Below are 14745 nucleotides of genomic sequence, written 5' to 3'. Positions count from 1 at the left end.
GTTTTTCTCATATTGTTGGCAACGCCACGCTAGCAGGAGTGCGCCCCGAACATGGCAGAAAGACACTAAGATAGCGCAGCTACCCAACACGCACAATGGTTCTAGTGGAATGCTGCGTTCAGCAAGACAAAATCCAGAAGCAAAGCAGTTGCTAGAAGGGATGGTACTTTCAGAATGGGTAGCGGAGCGGTGAAGATCAGATGAAAGTAGTAGAAAGCACTCAGGCGCATTCGTGCTAGCAACTGTTATCTTCCTTTTTCTTTAGCCATTTGAAGAATTAATTTCGAAGATTCTGAATTTAGTTCACCTATTCGTTCGTATTCTTCGGGGTACATCAGAGATATCCAGTCAAAAAGTTCAGCCAGTCGAAGGTTGTAAATGCTGTCAAGTTTTTGATATTCGAAATTTGCATTAGGAATAGTATCCGTTTCAATTCTAGAAATTTGGGAGTCTGAAAATGTATATCTGCTCAAATAGCCAATGGTATCCAGTTCCCAAAGAGTGAGCAGATCGTTAGTTTCGAGTGCTTGCACTTCTACAATAGAATCGTTCAATTCTGTTATTGAGATGATCTTATTCCAAGGGTTATATGAAGAGTTAAACTCGTGGTTTAACAAGATGTCTTTCTTTGTTAAAGTGTCAGTTGTGTGAGGTGTATATGCGATTGCGTCTTCCGTTAGCAGGCGAGATAGTCCAGAGGTGGTTTTCTCGATCTCCATTTTTTTGAATTGTTCGGCAATTTCTAAGTTGGACTTCTGTTCGCATGACAAACAGAAAACTAGTAGAGCTAAGATGAAATATTTGTTCATGCAGGAATGGAAGATAACGACCAGATATGGCGAGTGGCCACATCGTCTGTAAAAAGCAGTAAAATAGTGAAACTGCCCAAAACCTACAACGTCAACTACGAAGCACTGCGCAATGAAAGTCTAAGTCCAGAAAGAAAAAAGTCGCTAGAGCACAAAAGCTAGCAGAATGGGCAGGTTCACGGTCGGATTGTACAAAAGTATCAAATAGGCAGTTTGGCCATTCGCTATATCGCTTGTTAGCCACCTGTTAATCTATTCCCGCGTATGCTTTTCGGTTGATTTCAAGGAATTCTTGCTGTTCAGCAGAGTTCATTTGTTTCAAAAGTATGATGTTCCTTCCACGAGTTAAAGTCTGGGAGTTCAGTAGTTCGCTAATCGGTCTTGTATGGACAATTGCCACAAGTTCAGTGTTACTAAAAATGAAACGAATTCTGTCCATTGGAGAAGGATCGTCAACGGTACTTTCATAGATCATTTGTTCTTCGTAACTTTCTACTAACCGATCTAGGATTCCACTATCTCTAAACTTGAAATCGATCATGTACTGACTTAAATCAGCTTTCGTGGGTTTGTTGTTGGTTCTCGAAAGGATTGAAGCCAATTGATTTTCAGGGATTGATTCTGGTTTTATGTTCGATTTATAGGTTGACGCATAAATATCCATTCCATAGCGTCTTGGGTTACCTGGAGCTCCACCAGAATACCACGTACTTTGTAAACTGTCAGGAATTGTGATTAGAGCAGTTCCAATAAATTCGTCTTGCCAGTTGAAAAGAGAATCTCCTTCTGAAATTGGTGTTCTGCTTTCATATTGCTCCTTCGTGATTTTTAGACTTATGGCAATTGTATACCATCCGTTAACAAGTTCAGAGCAGCCAACCTCTACATTATCGTTCAATGATACTATTGGAGTTCCTTTTGGTGCTGTTCTTACGTTGGCTGGTCCGTCAATACGTTCGGCAAAAGTTGCAATGAATAGTTGGAGGAATATTACTGTTAGTGTTAATCTTCTCATTGTGCAATATGGTGGCTAACGGTCTCGGCTATGAGTAGTTGCGTGAGTTAGCACGAAACTTTGCAAGTACACACCAAACTGAAAATCCGCGAGGATTTTCAGAAGTAGGCGAGAACAAGCAATTACTTATAGCCATTGTTGTAAGCAGTATTTTTTGATTAATATTCATTTATAATTCGAAATCTCATCGTATTTCCAATTCGTTAGATTTAACTTTTTGAAGGCTTTAAATACTTTCCGCTTTTTCAATTCCAGCATAATAACTCCGCAATCTGCACTCGTTCCATACAAAGCTTGTCTTTTATCATCTGTCCAAATTTCCACGTTACGAATATTATGTTTCGAAATAAGTCCAGTTACAGAATCAGTCAGTTCAGAGTTCATTGGATTTTCAATTCGGAATGCGATTACATCATTTTTGTATTTAACCAAATAAAGTGGTTTACAGAATCCCTTCGTTCTAATTTTGCTAATACTGTCCAATTTAGGAAATCTCGAAGCAGTTATTCCGTCCGAAAAACTCCACTCAATATATACATTCACATCATTAGTCAGCCTTTCATTTATCAATTCAATTTTCTCCTCAAGTGTTCCTGTTAAATTCAGAGTCTCAAACCATAAATTATTCGCACTTTCAGTCAAAATCAACTTTTCATTTTGGCCTAAAGTGCAGAATGATTGAAATATTAAAAATGATAGCAAAAAGTGTTTCATAATATTGCTTACAACGTTAGCTATGCGCCACTGTGATGGCGGTTATATTTAATATAGATTGAGAAAAGGTGCTTATAGCCTTCCAATAGGGTGTGCTATAAGGAGTTTTTAATGAATCTCTCAAATATTGAGTTTGTCCAAAGGTGAAGCGATTTTTTCCCATCTTTTATGAGTTATATGTGTATAAATTTCTGTCGTCTTGCTAGAGCTATGACCTAGCAATTCTTGAGTATAACGAAGATCAACCCCACTCTCCAAAAATGAGTGGCAAAGCTGTGTCTTAAACAATGAAGTTCTGCTTAACTGTTTGGCTTGACAAGCCTGAACTTAAAAAACTGCTCGTTATCAATTTCTAATTCTCCGTCTTTCTTAAATCCGAGACGTAATAGTGCATTAATTCGTGTTCTCGTTGGTGGTAATAATATGGTTATGGAATTTAGTCCCATTTCGCCAAATGCTCGGTTGATTATTCCCTTATATAGAACTTTCCCCACTCCCCAATAGTCTGGATGTAGTACCAATGCTAAGTCAGCCTCACCGTTTTCTGGTTGCAGCCCACCCCAACCTGCAAACCGGTTATTTATTACAAAAGCCCAAGGTCCGTAGCCGTATTCTGTCCATAGCTGTTCTTTTGCAGAAATAAATTTATCACAAAGAATTTCATTAAAGTCATCTTTCAACAGAGGCATTTGTCGTCTTACTAATGAATTATTCATTAAGTCAATTATCTCCGATTTTTCTACTTCCGAAAGTCTTTTAAATTCAATGCTCATTATCGTCTAATATTACTGCCAATGTTCTCGGTTAAAAGCCCGATTTTACGAACCACCATCACAGAGAAACGTCTAACGAAAAGAGGATACGAAAGTTTGGCGATCTATTATCAAAAAGTGAAGGTCTGATCTGATGAACAGCCCAGTACGAGACCCGCTTGGCCTGCCCTGACAAAGGAAGGGTCAGGTGGTGTGAGAGGCGCACCGTGGGCTTATGGCTCACAGCCGTCCACTCGATTGTAGCACATATTGATTTTCTTATTATTCAGATTTAGCTTCAATTATTTGAAACTTAAAATCTTCAACCTTGTCAGGAATGTTTATTTTTTCCTTGAACTCGATACTTCTTCCTGGTTTAATAAACTCATAAATAGTAATTTCTTCGCCAAGTGTAGGTTTCTATGCTTTGCTAGCATTTGTGTCTTCATAAATGACTCTTATAAAGGGTTGTTGAAGACACAGCTTGTGGAGGAAACGGAATACTTGCTCTTATATGACAGGGGTAAGCAATCCTGAACCGTAGTTTAGGAATTGTCGATTTGTTTCTCCTGGTAGTAGCGCTTGGAGAAAACTTCATAAAAAAAGGCTGTCTCAAAAGCTACTATTTTCGTCATTCCCAGCTTGACTGGGAACCTCTTTCGGCCTACAGAGTTAGTTGGGGAGATTCCCGATCGCTGTCGGGAATGACAGTTAGCTTTTGAGACAGCCTCTTCTTTATACTTTTTTGGTCTATCGTCTAAAATCTAAACTCTCTCGGCTACCCAATGCTTAGCATTGATAAATGCCTGAATCCATGGGCTTAGCACATCTGCTTTTTGCTCTGCCGGATAGTTTGCCCAGTTCCAGGGGAAGATGGAGCGTTCAAAGTGAGGCATAATGGCTAAGTGCCTGCCGTCTTTGCTGGCCAAACCGGCCACATGGTAATCGGAGCCATTGGGTGAAGCCGGGTAGGCCTCGTAGCTGTATTTAGCAATGACGTGGTATTCATTTTCTGCTTCCGGTAGTCTGAAACGACCTTCACCATGTGCTACCCAAATGCCCAGCCTTGTTCCGGCCAATGAGCCTAACATCACGGAGTTGTTTTCCGGAATGGTTACGTTTACAAAGCCCGATTCGAATTTGTGGGCGATGTTATGGTCTAATTTCGGATGAATTTTGTGCTCAGGATAAAGCAGTCCAAGTTCACCCATCAACTGGCAACCATTGCAGATGCCGAGTGAGATAGTGTCTTCTCTGGCATAGAAGTTATCGAGAGCAGCTTTGGCCTTTTCGTTATAGAGGAAGGCCCCGGCCCACCCTTTGGCTGAACCTAACACGTCTGAGTTGGAGAAGCCACCCACAAAGGCAATGAAATTGACATCCGTCAGGTCTTCTCTACCGGCTATAAGATCGGTCATGTGCACATCCTTTACATCGAAGCCGGCCAGGTGCATGGCATAGGCCATTTCCCTATCGCCATTAACGCCTTTTTCCCGAATGATGGCCGCTTTGATTCCCGTAGACTGCTTTCGGTTGGGGTCTAGCCCCAAAGCTTCATATTGCCCGCTAAAGCCCTCAGGGAACTTGAACTGAAGAGGCTGTTTTTTATAGTTTTCAAATCGGGCTTTGGCCAACTCCTTACCCGATTGTTTCTGGTCTAGCAGGTAAGAGGTTTTGTACCAGGTGTCTCTCAGCGATTCAATATCGAACAAATAGCTTTGAGTATTACTTTGGATAGACAGAATTGGTTCCCCAATTGGTGCCCCCAACTCATAGTTCATAGTTCCAAGTGCAGTAAGGTTTCCTACAACCTCACCCAAGTGCTCATTGGCTATTTGAAGTACCAAAGCAGGTTTTTCGGAGAAGAAGATGGAAATATCGTCTGCTTCGGAGAAGGCCTTCAAGTTGGCAGAAATACCAAGATCTACCTGAGAGAAAGTCATTTCTAATAGGGCGGTAATCAGACCTCCGGCAGACACATCGTGTCCGGCCAGTACTTTTCCTTCTTTGATGAGCTGCTGCACATAGTTGAATGTTGCCGCAAAGTTGGAAGCACTCTTAATGGTTGGTGCTGCAGTTCCTATTTTTCCAACTACCTGGGCAAAAGAGGAGCCACCAAGTTTAAAGCCATCGCCCGACATATCTACATAAAGCAATGTAGATTCAAAATTGGGCTGTAGTACTGGTTCTACTACTTGCTTGAGATCGCTTACCTCACCAACAGCCGATACAATGACTGTTCCGGGAGCATAGACTACATCGTCTTTATATTTTTGGGTCATGGACATGGAGTCTTTTCCGGTAGGCACGTTAATGCCCAGCTCGCAAACAAAATCGGAAAGACCTTTTACCCCGGCATACAGGCGTGCGTTTTCTCCTTCATTTTTTGCCGGCCACATCCAGTTAGCGGAAAGGGAAATGCCTTTGATGCCTTCTGAAATAGGTGCGAAAATAATATTGGTAAGCGCCTCGGCTACCGAGAGTTGAGAACCCGCCACCGGATCGATGAGAGCAGAAACGGGCGCATGACCAATGGAGGTGGCTATACCTTTTTCTCCTCTGTAGTCCATGGCCATAACTCCCACATTGTTGAGTGGCAATTGAATGGGGCCTGCCGTTTGTTGTTTGGCTACGCGCCCTGTAACACAACGGTCTACTTTGTTGGTGAGCCAGTCTTTGCAAGCCACGGCTTCCAGTTGCAATACCGCATTGAGGTAGTCTTGAAGCTTCTTTATATCATAAGTAACCTCAGTAAAGTTGGCCGGAACCGACTTGTCTTCCAGAATGGTCTTTGGAGAAGAGCCGAACATGTGAGCCAGGTCCCAGTTGATGGGGTGCTCATTGGTTTCTTTGTTTTCGAACTTGAATTTATGATCTCCTGTAATGTCTCCTACCACATAAATAGGGGCTCTTTCTCTTTCGGCTACTTTTTTGAGGTAGTCAATGTCTTGTTGCTTCATTACCAGCCCCATTCTTTCCTGAGATTCATTGCCAATGATCTCCTTATCAGATAGGGTAGGGTCTCCCACAGGTAATTTCTTTACGTCAATTACTCCTCCGGTTTCTTCTACCAGTTCGGAAAGGCAGTTGAGGTGGCCACCGGCACCATGATCGTGAATGGAAACGATTGGGTTCTTATCCATTTCGGCCATGGCTCTAACGGCATTGTAAACCCTCTTTTGCATTTCCGGATTAGAACGCTGAATGGCGTTTAGTTCTATGCCTGAGGCAAACTCTCCGGTATCGACAGAAGAAACGGCTCCACCTCCCATTCCAATGCGGTAGTTGTCACCACCCATCACCACAATTTTATCACCTACCTCAGGGGTATCTTTCAGAGCGTCTTCTTTCTTTCCATAGCCAATACCTCCGGCCAACATAATGACCTTATCAAAGCCATGTTTTTTGCCGTTTTCCTGATGCTCAAAGGTGAGTACCGATCCGGCTATTAGAGGCTGACCAAACTTGTTGCCGAAATCGGAAGCACCGTTAGAAGCCTTGATGAGGATATCCATTGGAGTCTGATAGAGCCACTTTCGCTCCGGCATGTTGGCTTCCCAGGTTCGTCCTTCCTCCAGTCGGGAGTAAGAGGTCATATACACGGCTGTTCCAGCCAGTGGCATGGAGCCTTTGCCTCCGGCCATGCGGTCTCTTATTTCTCCGCCAGAGCCTGTAGCTGCACCATTAAAAGGTTCAACAGTTGTTGGGAAGTTATGCGTTTCGGCCTTTAGCGAAATTACCGAGTTAAAGTCTTTGGTTTCAAACCAGTCGGCCTTGTCTTGTGTTTTTTGAGCAAATTGCTCTACCACAGGGCCTTCTATAAAGGCCACGTTGTCTTTGTAGGCCGAGACTAGCTTGTTGGGGTTTTGCTCAGATGTTTTCTTGATGAGTTTAAAGAGCGAGGTAGGCATTTCCTGCCCATCGATTATAAAGACTCCATTGAATATTTTGTGTCGGCAGTGTTCGGAGTTTACCTGAGAGAAGCCAAACACTTCGCCATCGGTTAGTTTGCGACCCAACTGCCGGCTCACATCGTTTAGGTAGTCAATTTCCTCATCGCTGAGCGCCAAACCCTCTTTTTGATTGTAGGCGGCAATGTCATCGATATAACGTACCGGTTCGGGTTCAATGTCTATGGTAAAAAGCGACTGATCCAGCGAGGTGTATAGTACCTGCAACATGGGGTCGAAGGCTACGTTGGCCGATTCTACCTGCTCGAATTCTTCGATACGGGAAATTCCTGAAATACCCATGTTTTGGGTAATTTCTACCGCATTGGTGCTCCACGGGGTAATCATTTCCTTGCGTGGCCCCACGTAGTATCCTTTTAATTCGGTGGCTTCTATTGTTTTGGCATTGCCAAAAAGCCAGAGGAGTTTAGGAAGGTCTTGTGGTGAGAGTGTTTCAGAAAGGCCTACAGCATAGATTTTGCCTTGTCCGGCATCAAAAAACTGAATCATTAGATCGATTGCGTTTGGGTACGAATTACCCGCGCAAAATTAGAAAAAGATTTGGGTTTAAGAACTATAAAACCGGTGGTCAACCTTTGGTTTTGCACAGAAAGGTGTTTAAAAATACTTGTACGCCATTAATGGGTGATGGGTGAAAATACCTGTTCTTCTTTTGGGGTATTCTCTACCTGTTTTTTTACTCACCAAAGGCAGAGTTTTGTCTGGCAATCAACATATGTCAGCAGAAGCCAAATTCCTGCAATACGAGTTAGCAGGGGCTTTTAAAAACGGTGTGGGTGTGATTAGATGTTTAGGTGAATTTTTCTGAATCAGACTCAATCATTGCCACTATTTTTTGCAATGACCAGCCAGCAGGGGTTATCGGCAGAGTTTCATAATTGTTTTGAGGTATGCAATGCCTCAGACAAGGACCGGACTTTGAAGGTGGCCCCTGTCTTTTTTTAAAAGGAGAGGAGATACGTAAAAATACGTGTTTAATCTTTCGGGTATTTCATCGCTTTTGATCCCTGCCTACTTCCCTCAAATTTGTATCAACAGTCAATTATTAGTCTTCTTTGGTGACTATGGAGATTTCTCTCTTCAATTATAAACACATGCCATTAAACACGCACGCTTAGGTTATTCTCTTAGACTAGCCGACACTGTTGAGAGAAATAAAAGCCCTGCTTCTAAAGAGCAGGGCTTTACCATAGAAATGATGTAGGTTTCAATAAAGAAGGCAATATATTTAGGCGGTTAATGTACAGTAGACTCACTCAGTTTTTTAAATGACACTTAAACTATCAGATCATGAAAAGAATATCTAAAGAAGCCGCCCAAAGGTTACAAGTGGGTTGGCAGCAGTTACGACAGGAGTCTATTATCTCCTCTTTTGAGGTGTTTTCCGAAGACGATGGAGAGTTTAATCGCATTACCGCTCGAGACTTTGGCCAAATTTCTAAGGAGTTTTTAGATCAATTGATGAGCCTCGATTTGGAAAGCTCTTCAGATGGTCTTTGTCTTTGCCTGGGGGTGGAAGATGATAAAGTTCAGGTGATTTGGGAAATGAGGATCAATGGCGAAAAGACATACTATCAGGGAGATGGAGATCATTTTCTGACCTACATTACTCCCAATACTACACCTACTATTCCTCGCCTGGGAGAGTCGGTTAATTATAAAAACGAGGTTTGCGCCAACTGGGCACACATTCCTTACTTCGAAATGAATGCTATCTTCTTCGTTAATCTACAAGACAAGGACAAGGGAAGCGATCTGTTTCTTGGCAGACCAAGAAGGGTTCTGAAGTTTGTGATTCCCGTAGACGATATTCTGGTGATGCGTGAGGTTTGTACGGCTGGTAAGAGTCTTCTGGTTCACTATGGTGTGAATTACGGTGACGCGGCCAGGCAAATGATTCCTTTTGTGCCTCTCGTTCAAATTTATACACCTAATAAGAATGGGTTCCTGCAAGATGACCCCGAAGCTACATACTTGGATTTTGTAGGGCCTTGTCCACCTAATTGTCCGGATTAATTTTCTAAGTCTTTATTGCAACATAGAAAATGAGTGAGATTTTTAATGAGTCTACCCTTGATGTAATTGTAAGAGCTTACGCATGGTATTTATTTGCACCGGTAATACTGGGTTTGGTCTATAGAAATAGGCTCAACAGAACTCAGAAAATTATTTTCTATGTTGCTATTCTCAGCGCACTAAATTATTGGCTTGGCTACTTTATTGCCAAGATGTTCAAGAACAATTTGTGGGTGTATCATCTCTATGTGCCACTGCTGTTCTATTTCACCTGGAAAATTTACTCGCAAGAGCTCAAAAGCTTATTTTCTGTCACTTTTTTCAGAGCGATTTTAGTCATTGCCATAGGCTTTTTTGTGGTCAATACTGTGTTCTGGCAGCCGCTTGAACAACTGCCCACATACGCTATTTTCTCCATGTGTATGGTCTTTATTATATGGTGTGTGTCGTACTATTACTCTTTGCTTAAACAAACTCAATACAGGTCGCTGGAAAGGGAGCCTCTTTTTTGGTTCAATACCGGAGTGTTATTGTATTACTCCAGTACAATACTGCTCTTTCTTCTTGTTTTCAATATTTTGAAGGCGAATACTGAAGCAAATTTTATAGCTTCCATTATGAATGCTCTTTTTAACCTCGTTTTGGTAACGGCCTACTTGATATCATTATGGGTGAGACCTCCTCAATAAGTGCTGAGCAACTTCTCATTGGTTCAATGCTCGGCATGTTCTTATTGTCTTTGAGTATTGTCATTTTCTTTGTGGTATACCAGAGAAGATTACTCAGGCAGCAACAATTACATCAAAGAAAGGAGGCCGACTATCAACAGCAACTGCTCAGGGCCAACTTTCAGAGTCAGGAGAAAGAAAGGAACCGCATTGGCAAAGACTTGCACGATGAGGTTGGGGCACTGCTCACAACTACTAAACTCTATTTTCAACACCTTGATCAGGCTAACCCACCCGAGCGCTTCAATGAAGTAAAGAATAAGGCCTTCAGTCTGTTGGAAGAGAGCATGAGCACCGTAAGAAGGGTTTCACATGACCTTAGACCGGTGGTTCTGGAGCGTCTCGGATTGGTCGAAGCCATTGCCAATGTGGTGGATAAAATAAACGAAAGCGATCAGGTTTATGTAAGCTTTCACCATGCCGTATCGGCCAGTATAGACGATGAGTATGCACTCAATTGGTATCGAATTGTTCAGGAGCTGATAAACAACACCCTCAAACATGCCGAGGCTTCTAATATTCGGATAGAGTTGGTAACGGAAAAGGATCAGTTGATTTTGAACTACAGCGATGATGGTAAAGGGCTGGGAGCGGAAAGCGACACGGCCAACGGATTGGGTATTCAGAATATGAGAAGCCGGTTGAGCCTTATGCAAGGAGAACTGGAAATGAAAGAAAGTGAGCCTGGTTTTCAGGTTGTTCTCAAGTCAAAATTAAAACCTTAAACCAATGATAAGAGTAGCTATTGCCGATGATCATAAGCTTTTTAGAGAAGGTCTGCGCTTTTTAATGGATCAAATGGATAACCTGGAGGTGGTCTTTGAAGCGTCTAATGGTCGAGAGTTGCTAGAAACTATTGCAGAGCACCAAACCGATGTGCTCTTATTGGATCTGGATATGCCAGAAGTAGATGGATTGGAGGCTTTAAAGCAGCTAAGACCCATTCAGCCTGATTTGGGTATAATTATACTCACCATGCACAGCGATGCCAAAATGGTGGCCTATCTGATGGAGCTTGGGGCCAACAGCTACTTATTAAAAGATACCAGCCCGGAGGAATTTCAAAAAGCCATAACCAGTGTGGTTGAGGAAGGATTCTATTTCAATAAAATGGTTTCCCAGGCCATGTTGGGAGGTTTGAAGGGACAGGTGAAAAAGAAACCAAGTTTGGGCTACAGGGAGAGCCTTACTTCCAGAGAAATAGAGGTGCTGGAATTAATTTGCCAGGAGTATACAGCCAAAGAAATAGCCGAAAAACTATTCATTAGTCACCGTACAGTAGAGGGTCATCGTAAGAATCTGATCGATAAGCTTGGGGTAAAGAATACAGCCGGATTAATCGTAAAGGCTATCAAAGAAGATTTAGTGCAAGTTTAACACATTATAAGGCTTCCCTGCTTTCTGCATGGAGTTGCTTCTCCATAAAAGTACTCAGAGGGTCGTCTTCGTAGTCGCCAAACTTACCTCGAATGGAATAGCCTAATTTTTCATATAAGGTAATTGCATCTTTAGAGAAAGGGCCTGTTTCAAGACGTACCGTATGAATATTCTTTTCAATGAGTAGAGTTTCCAGTTGATGGATAATCTTTTGAGCAAGACCTCTTCTTCTTTGCGAAGGGGGAACATAAATTCGCTTTAACTCGCCATAATCGGCAAAGACTTTGACGGATCCTATGGCCACAATTCGTTCATGCTCTATGGCCCCATAGAAATAGACATTCTCTTGTTGCAAAGTTTCAATACTGTCCAGATGGCAGCTGCCAGAAGGGTAGAGCCGGCTTTGGTACTCGTCAAGTTCAGCAATCAATGCTTCTGCATCTTTCGGGTTTATTCTTCTTATTTCCATAGAGAGTCGGGTGTTTGTTCTTAAACTGAACGTGGTGCCAAAAACCTGTTCAAACTAATGTATAAAACTCAATTTTATCTGTTTCAAATAAGTTCATTTCCGAAAGATAAACTTTTGATAATCTTGCTGTTGCATAGTCTTTTGGCAGTCCTTTTCGCTTTTATCTTCCGCTCTTGCCTGCAAGAGCTGTAATAGCAATTTCTAACACTATGCCACTTAATGCTTTACTCCAGACTGGGGTATCGTATTTTTAAATTATTTCCTTACCTTTGCAGTCCGTTTCGGGAGAGGCGGTCTCGAGTATTCGGGAATGTTCAACAAAAATCCTTCGTTGAGTGCCCTGGGCAGCGAAAGGAGTAATCACAGGGCAGATTATCATGTCTGAAGAAAAAAAAGCACCTGAGGCAGTAGAAGAGAAAGCTACTCCTCAAGTAGAGGCCGCAGAAGCCCAAGAAGTGGCAGTAGAAGAAGCGCCAGCTTCCGATGCCAAAAAAGAATCTGCAAAAAAATCATCTGCAAAATCTCAACAAAGCCCTGAAGATTTCAATTGGGAAGACTTTGAAACCAAAGGTTTCGGTGAAGGCTATTCCAAAAAGAAAAAAGAAGAGCTTTCTGCAATGTATGAAGATACATTGAACTCTATTGAGGAGAAACAAGTGATAAAAGCCACTGTAGTTTCTGTTGGAGAAAGAGATGTTGTATTGAACATTGGCTACAAGTCTGATGGATTGGTAAGTGCCTCTGAATTTAGAGATACACCAGACCTTAAGGTAGGTGACCAAATTGAAGTTTACATTGAAGAGCAAGAAAACGCACTAGGACAATTGGTGCTTTCCAGAAGAAAGGCCAAGATTGTAAGAGCCTGGGAGCTTATTCAAGATGCGCTCGACAATGATAAAGTAATTGAAGGCTATGTGAAGAGAAGAACCAAAGGAGGTCTTATTGTAGACATCTATGGCGTAGAATCATTCTTGCCGGGTTCTCAAATCGATGTGAAGCCTATCAGAGACTTCGATGTGTTCGTTGGTAAGAAAATGGAAGTGAAAGTTGTGAAAATCAACTACACCAACGACAACGTAGTAGTATCTCACAAAGTATTGATCGAAAAAGATCTTGAGCAGCAAAAAGCTGAAATCCTTGAAAACCTTGAGAAAGGCCAGGTACTGGAAGGTGTAATCAAGAACATGACCAACTTCGGTGTATTCATCGATTTGGGTGGTGTAGATGGTCTCCTTCACATTACCGATATTTCATGGGGTAGAATCAACGATCCGTCTGAGGTATTGAGCCTGGATGAGAAAGTGAACGTTGTTGTTCTCGACTTCGATGACGATAAGAAGAGAATCTCGTTGGGTATGAAGCAACTCACTGAGCACCCATGGGATAAACTCGATGCTTCTATTGAGGTAGGTTCTAAGGTGAAAGGTACAATTGTAAACGTAGCAGACTACGGTGCATTCCTTGAGCTTCTACCAGGAGTAGAAGGATTGATCCACGTTTCTGAAATGTCATGGTCTCAGCACCTGAGAAACCCACAAGACTTCATCAGCATTGGTGATGAACTTGAGGCTGTGGTGCTTACGCTTGACAGAGAAGAGAGAAAGATGTCTTTGGGTATTAAGCAACTGACTGAAGATCCTTGGACTAAGTCGGATGTATTGACCAAATATGCCGTTGGTACCAACCATACCGGTATTGTTAGAAACCTTACCAACTTCGGTCTGTTTATTGAGTTGGAAGAAGGAATCGATGGTCTTGTACACGTATCTGATCTTTCTTGGACTAAGAAAATCAAGCATCCGTCAGAGTTTGTAAAAGTTGGCGATGAGCTGGACGTTCAGGTATTGGAATTGGATATCGAGAACAGAAGATTGGCCTTGGGTCATAAGCAGTTGGAAGAGAACCCTTGGGATACTTTCGAAACAGTATTCACTCCAGGGTCAACGCATAAGTGTACTGTTATTTCTAAGAATGACAAAGGTGCAACACTCGAATTGCCTTACGGCTTGGAAGGTGTGGCCACCAACAAGCATTTGAAGAAAGAAGACGGTTCGAACGTGGAGGTAGGAGAAACTTTAGACTTCTCAGTAATTGAGTTCTCTAAAGACGATAAGCGTATAGTTATGTCTCATACCAACATCCACAACCCTCAGGCTATTGAGAAGCCAGCCAAGAAAAAAGCAGGTTCAGGTGCCGGAAAAGTAAAGATGGCTCCTGTTGAACAAGCTACGCTTGGAGACCTCGATGCACTTTCTGCTCTTAAAGCTGAAATGGAAGACAACACCAAAAAAGCAAACGAGAAGAAAGCAGCTGAAGCTAAGAAAAAAGCAGCTAAGAAAGAGGATGCTGCCGAAGAGGCTGAGGAATCGACTGAAGAATAATCAGTTACAGAATAGATTAAAAGCATCCGCCAAAAGCGGATGCTTTTTTTATTGACATAGTTGCGCTTTTGTTGGGGCAATTGATGAATATCCCTAAATTTGCGCTTCCAAAATGTGGCACATAGGCCGAGTGATTCCGAGCAATCGGGGAGGTCTGCAAAGAGTACTTAATCTTAATGCATCCGTACACTCAGAGCCCTTAACCATTATAATGGCGCTGTGGCCGAGTGGCTAGGCAGAGGTCTGCAAAACCTTCTACAGCGGTTCGAATCCGCTCAGCGCCTCAACAAAAAAAAGGTGACCCTTCAAGGTCACCTTTTTTTGTGGGCAGTGGGAAGGCTTGAATCGTGCCGCAGGTTCGAAACCTCAATTTACAGAGCTTCGCGAGCACCTTTGAAATATTATAATAGGGGTACTTATACTTAAGTCACAAGAAGTATATTTCTCAACCTTGCCGCCATTTGTGTCCTCACAAATGACTGTTAAAAGACGCTGTGAGGACACAGCTTGTGG

14 protein-coding genes and 1 tRNA gene are annotated in these 14745 nt (G+C 42.4%); 8 read left to right on the top strand and 7 right to left on the bottom strand.

Annotated features, from left to right (window positions below; genetic code table 11):
* Positions 1-193, top strand: a 193-nt coding sequence (locus B3O12_RS17385) for a hypothetical protein (RefSeq protein ID WP_286757231.1), incomplete at its 5' end; no start/stop codon positions are given.
* 52 nt (positions 194-245) lie between these two features.
* On the opposite strand, the gene B3O12_RS17380 is transcribed toward B3O12_RS17385, so the two are convergent.
* Complete coding sequence (locus B3O12_RS17380; RefSeq protein WP_286757230.1) at positions 246-719, bottom strand: hypothetical protein; 474 nt, start codon at positions 717-719, stop codon at positions 246-248.
* 96 nt (positions 720-815) lie between these two features.
* On the opposite strand from B3O12_RS17380, the gene B3O12_RS17375 reads away from it, so the two are divergent.
* Positions 816-971: a hypothetical protein gene (locus tag B3O12_RS17375; protein WP_286757229.1), complete on the top strand. Its 156-nt coding sequence runs from the start codon at positions 816-818 to the stop codon at positions 969-971.
* An 85-nt stretch (positions 972-1056) separates the two neighbouring features.
* Here B3O12_RS17375 and B3O12_RS17370 read toward each other — a convergent pair whose 3' ends face one another.
* From B3O12_RS17370 to purL, 5 genes are all read right to left on the bottom strand, one after another.
* Positions 1057-1824, bottom strand: coding sequence for a hypothetical protein (locus B3O12_RS17370; RefSeq protein WP_286757227.1), 768 nt, complete (start codon positions 1822-1824; stop codon positions 1057-1059).
* A 165-nt stretch (positions 1825-1989) separates the two neighbouring features.
* Entirely contained in the window at positions 1990-2538 is a 549-nt protein-coding gene (locus tag B3O12_RS17365) for a hypothetical protein (protein ID WP_286757226.1), read from the bottom strand.
* Between the two features lie 120 nt (positions 2539-2658).
* Positions 2659-2760, bottom strand: coding sequence for a hypothetical protein (locus tag B3O12_RS17360; RefSeq protein WP_414706608.1), 102 nt, complete (start codon positions 2758-2760; stop codon positions 2659-2661).
* Positions 2761-2837: 77 nt separating this feature from the next.
* Positions 2838-3311 carry a GNAT family N-acetyltransferase gene (locus tag B3O12_RS17355; RefSeq protein WP_286757225.1) on the bottom strand — a complete coding sequence of 158 codons (474 nt, stop codon included), beginning with the start codon at positions 3309-3311 and terminating at the stop codon, positions 2838-2840.
* A 743-nt stretch (positions 3312-4054) separates the two neighbouring features.
* A complete protein-coding gene (gene purL / locus B3O12_RS17350; RefSeq protein WP_286757223.1) occupies positions 4055-7750 on the bottom strand; it encodes a phosphoribosylformylglycinamidine synthase in 3696 nt (1231 codons plus the stop codon).
* Between the two features lie 801 nt (positions 7751-8551).
* Between purL and B3O12_RS17345 the strand changes: the two genes are divergently transcribed.
* From B3O12_RS17345 to B3O12_RS17330, 4 genes are read left to right on the top strand one after another with little or no spacing between them, the layout of a single operon-like run.
* Positions 8552-9277, top strand: coding sequence for a hypothetical protein (locus B3O12_RS17345; RefSeq protein ID WP_286746225.1), 726 nt, complete (start codon positions 8552-8554; stop codon positions 9275-9277).
* Positions 9278-9306: 29 nt separating this feature from the next.
* Positions 9307-9966, top strand: a complete 660-nt coding sequence (locus B3O12_RS17340; protein WP_286757221.1) for a hypothetical protein — start codon at positions 9307-9309, stop codon at positions 9964-9966.
* A complete protein-coding gene (locus B3O12_RS17335) occupies positions 9945-10730 on the top strand; it encodes a sensor histidine kinase (protein WP_286757220.1) in 786 nt (261 codons plus the stop codon). The genes B3O12_RS17340 and B3O12_RS17335 overlap by 22 nt, the downstream gene beginning before the upstream one ends.
* A gap of 4 nt (positions 10731-10734) precedes the next feature.
* Positions 10735-11382 (top strand): response regulator transcription factor, encoded by a 648-nt coding sequence (locus B3O12_RS17330; protein WP_189630519.1) that lies wholly within the window; start codon positions 10735-10737, stop codon positions 11380-11382.
* Positions 11383-11386: 4 nt separating this feature from the next.
* On the opposite strand, the gene B3O12_RS17325 is transcribed toward B3O12_RS17330, so the two are convergent.
* Positions 11387-11851: a GNAT family N-acetyltransferase gene (locus tag B3O12_RS17325; RefSeq protein WP_286757219.1), complete on the bottom strand. Its 465-nt coding sequence runs from the start codon at positions 11849-11851 to the stop codon at positions 11387-11389.
* A 377-nt stretch (positions 11852-12228) separates the two neighbouring features.
* On the opposite strand from B3O12_RS17325, the gene rpsA reads away from it, so the two are divergent.
* Positions 12229-14232, top strand: coding sequence for a 30S ribosomal protein S1 (gene rpsA / locus B3O12_RS17320; RefSeq protein ID WP_189630521.1), 2004 nt, complete (start codon positions 12229-12231; stop codon positions 14230-14232).
* Between the two features lie 213 nt (positions 14233-14445).
* Positions 14446-14516: transfer RNA gene (locus tag B3O12_RS17315), tRNA-Cys, on the top strand.
* Positions 14517-14745: the final 229 nt, after the last annotated feature.

The organism is Roseivirga sp. UBA838 (genome assembly GCF_002296035.1).
GTDB lineage: Bacteria > Bacteroidota > Bacteroidia > Cytophagales > Cyclobacteriaceae > Roseivirga > Roseivirga thermotolerans.
Note: the sequence above shows the minus strand (reverse complement) of the source record. Positions and strands in the feature narration are given on the sequence as shown.

Bases quoted from the DNA above. Each gene is read 5' to 3' on its own strand.
- B3O12_RS17380 (WP_286757230.1), bottom strand. From the start codon at position 719: ATGGAGATCGAGAAAACCACCTCTGGACTATCTCGCCTGCTAACGGAA.
- B3O12_RS17375 (WP_286757229.1), top strand. From the start codon at position 816: ATGGAAGATAACGACCAGATATGGCGAGTGGCCACATCGTCTGTAAAA.
- B3O12_RS17370 (WP_286757227.1), bottom strand. From the start codon at position 1,824: ATGAGAAGATTAACACTAACAGTAATATTCCTCCAACTATTCATTGCA.
- B3O12_RS17365 (WP_286757226.1), bottom strand. From the start codon at position 2,538: ATGAAACACTTTTTGCTATCATTTTTAATATTTCAATCATTCTGCACT.
- B3O12_RS17355 (WP_286757225.1), bottom strand. From the start codon at position 3,311: ATGAGCATTGAATTTAAAAGACTTTCGGAAGTAGAAAAATCGGAGATA.
- purL (WP_286757223.1), bottom strand. From the start codon at position 7,750: ATGATTCAGTTTTTTGATGCCGGACAAGGCAAAATCTATGCTGTAGGC.
- B3O12_RS17345 (WP_286746225.1), top strand. From the start codon at position 8,552: ATGAAAAGAATATCTAAAGAAGCCGCCCAAAGGTTACAAGTGGGTTGG.
- B3O12_RS17340 (WP_286757221.1), top strand. From the start codon at position 9,307: ATGAGTGAGATTTTTAATGAGTCTACCCTTGATGTAATTGTAAGAGCT.
- B3O12_RS17335 (WP_286757220.1), top strand. From the start codon at position 9,945: ATGGGTGAGACCTCCTCAATAAGTGCTGAGCAACTTCTCATTGGTTCA.
- B3O12_RS17330 (WP_189630519.1), top strand. From the start codon at position 10,735: ATGATAAGAGTAGCTATTGCCGATGATCATAAGCTTTTTAGAGAAGGT.
- B3O12_RS17325 (WP_286757219.1), bottom strand. From the start codon at position 11,851: ATGGAAATAAGAAGAATAAACCCGAAAGATGCAGAAGCATTGATTGCT.
- rpsA (WP_189630521.1), top strand. From the start codon at position 12,229: ATGTCTGAAGAAAAAAAAGCACCTGAGGCAGTAGAAGAGAAAGCTACT.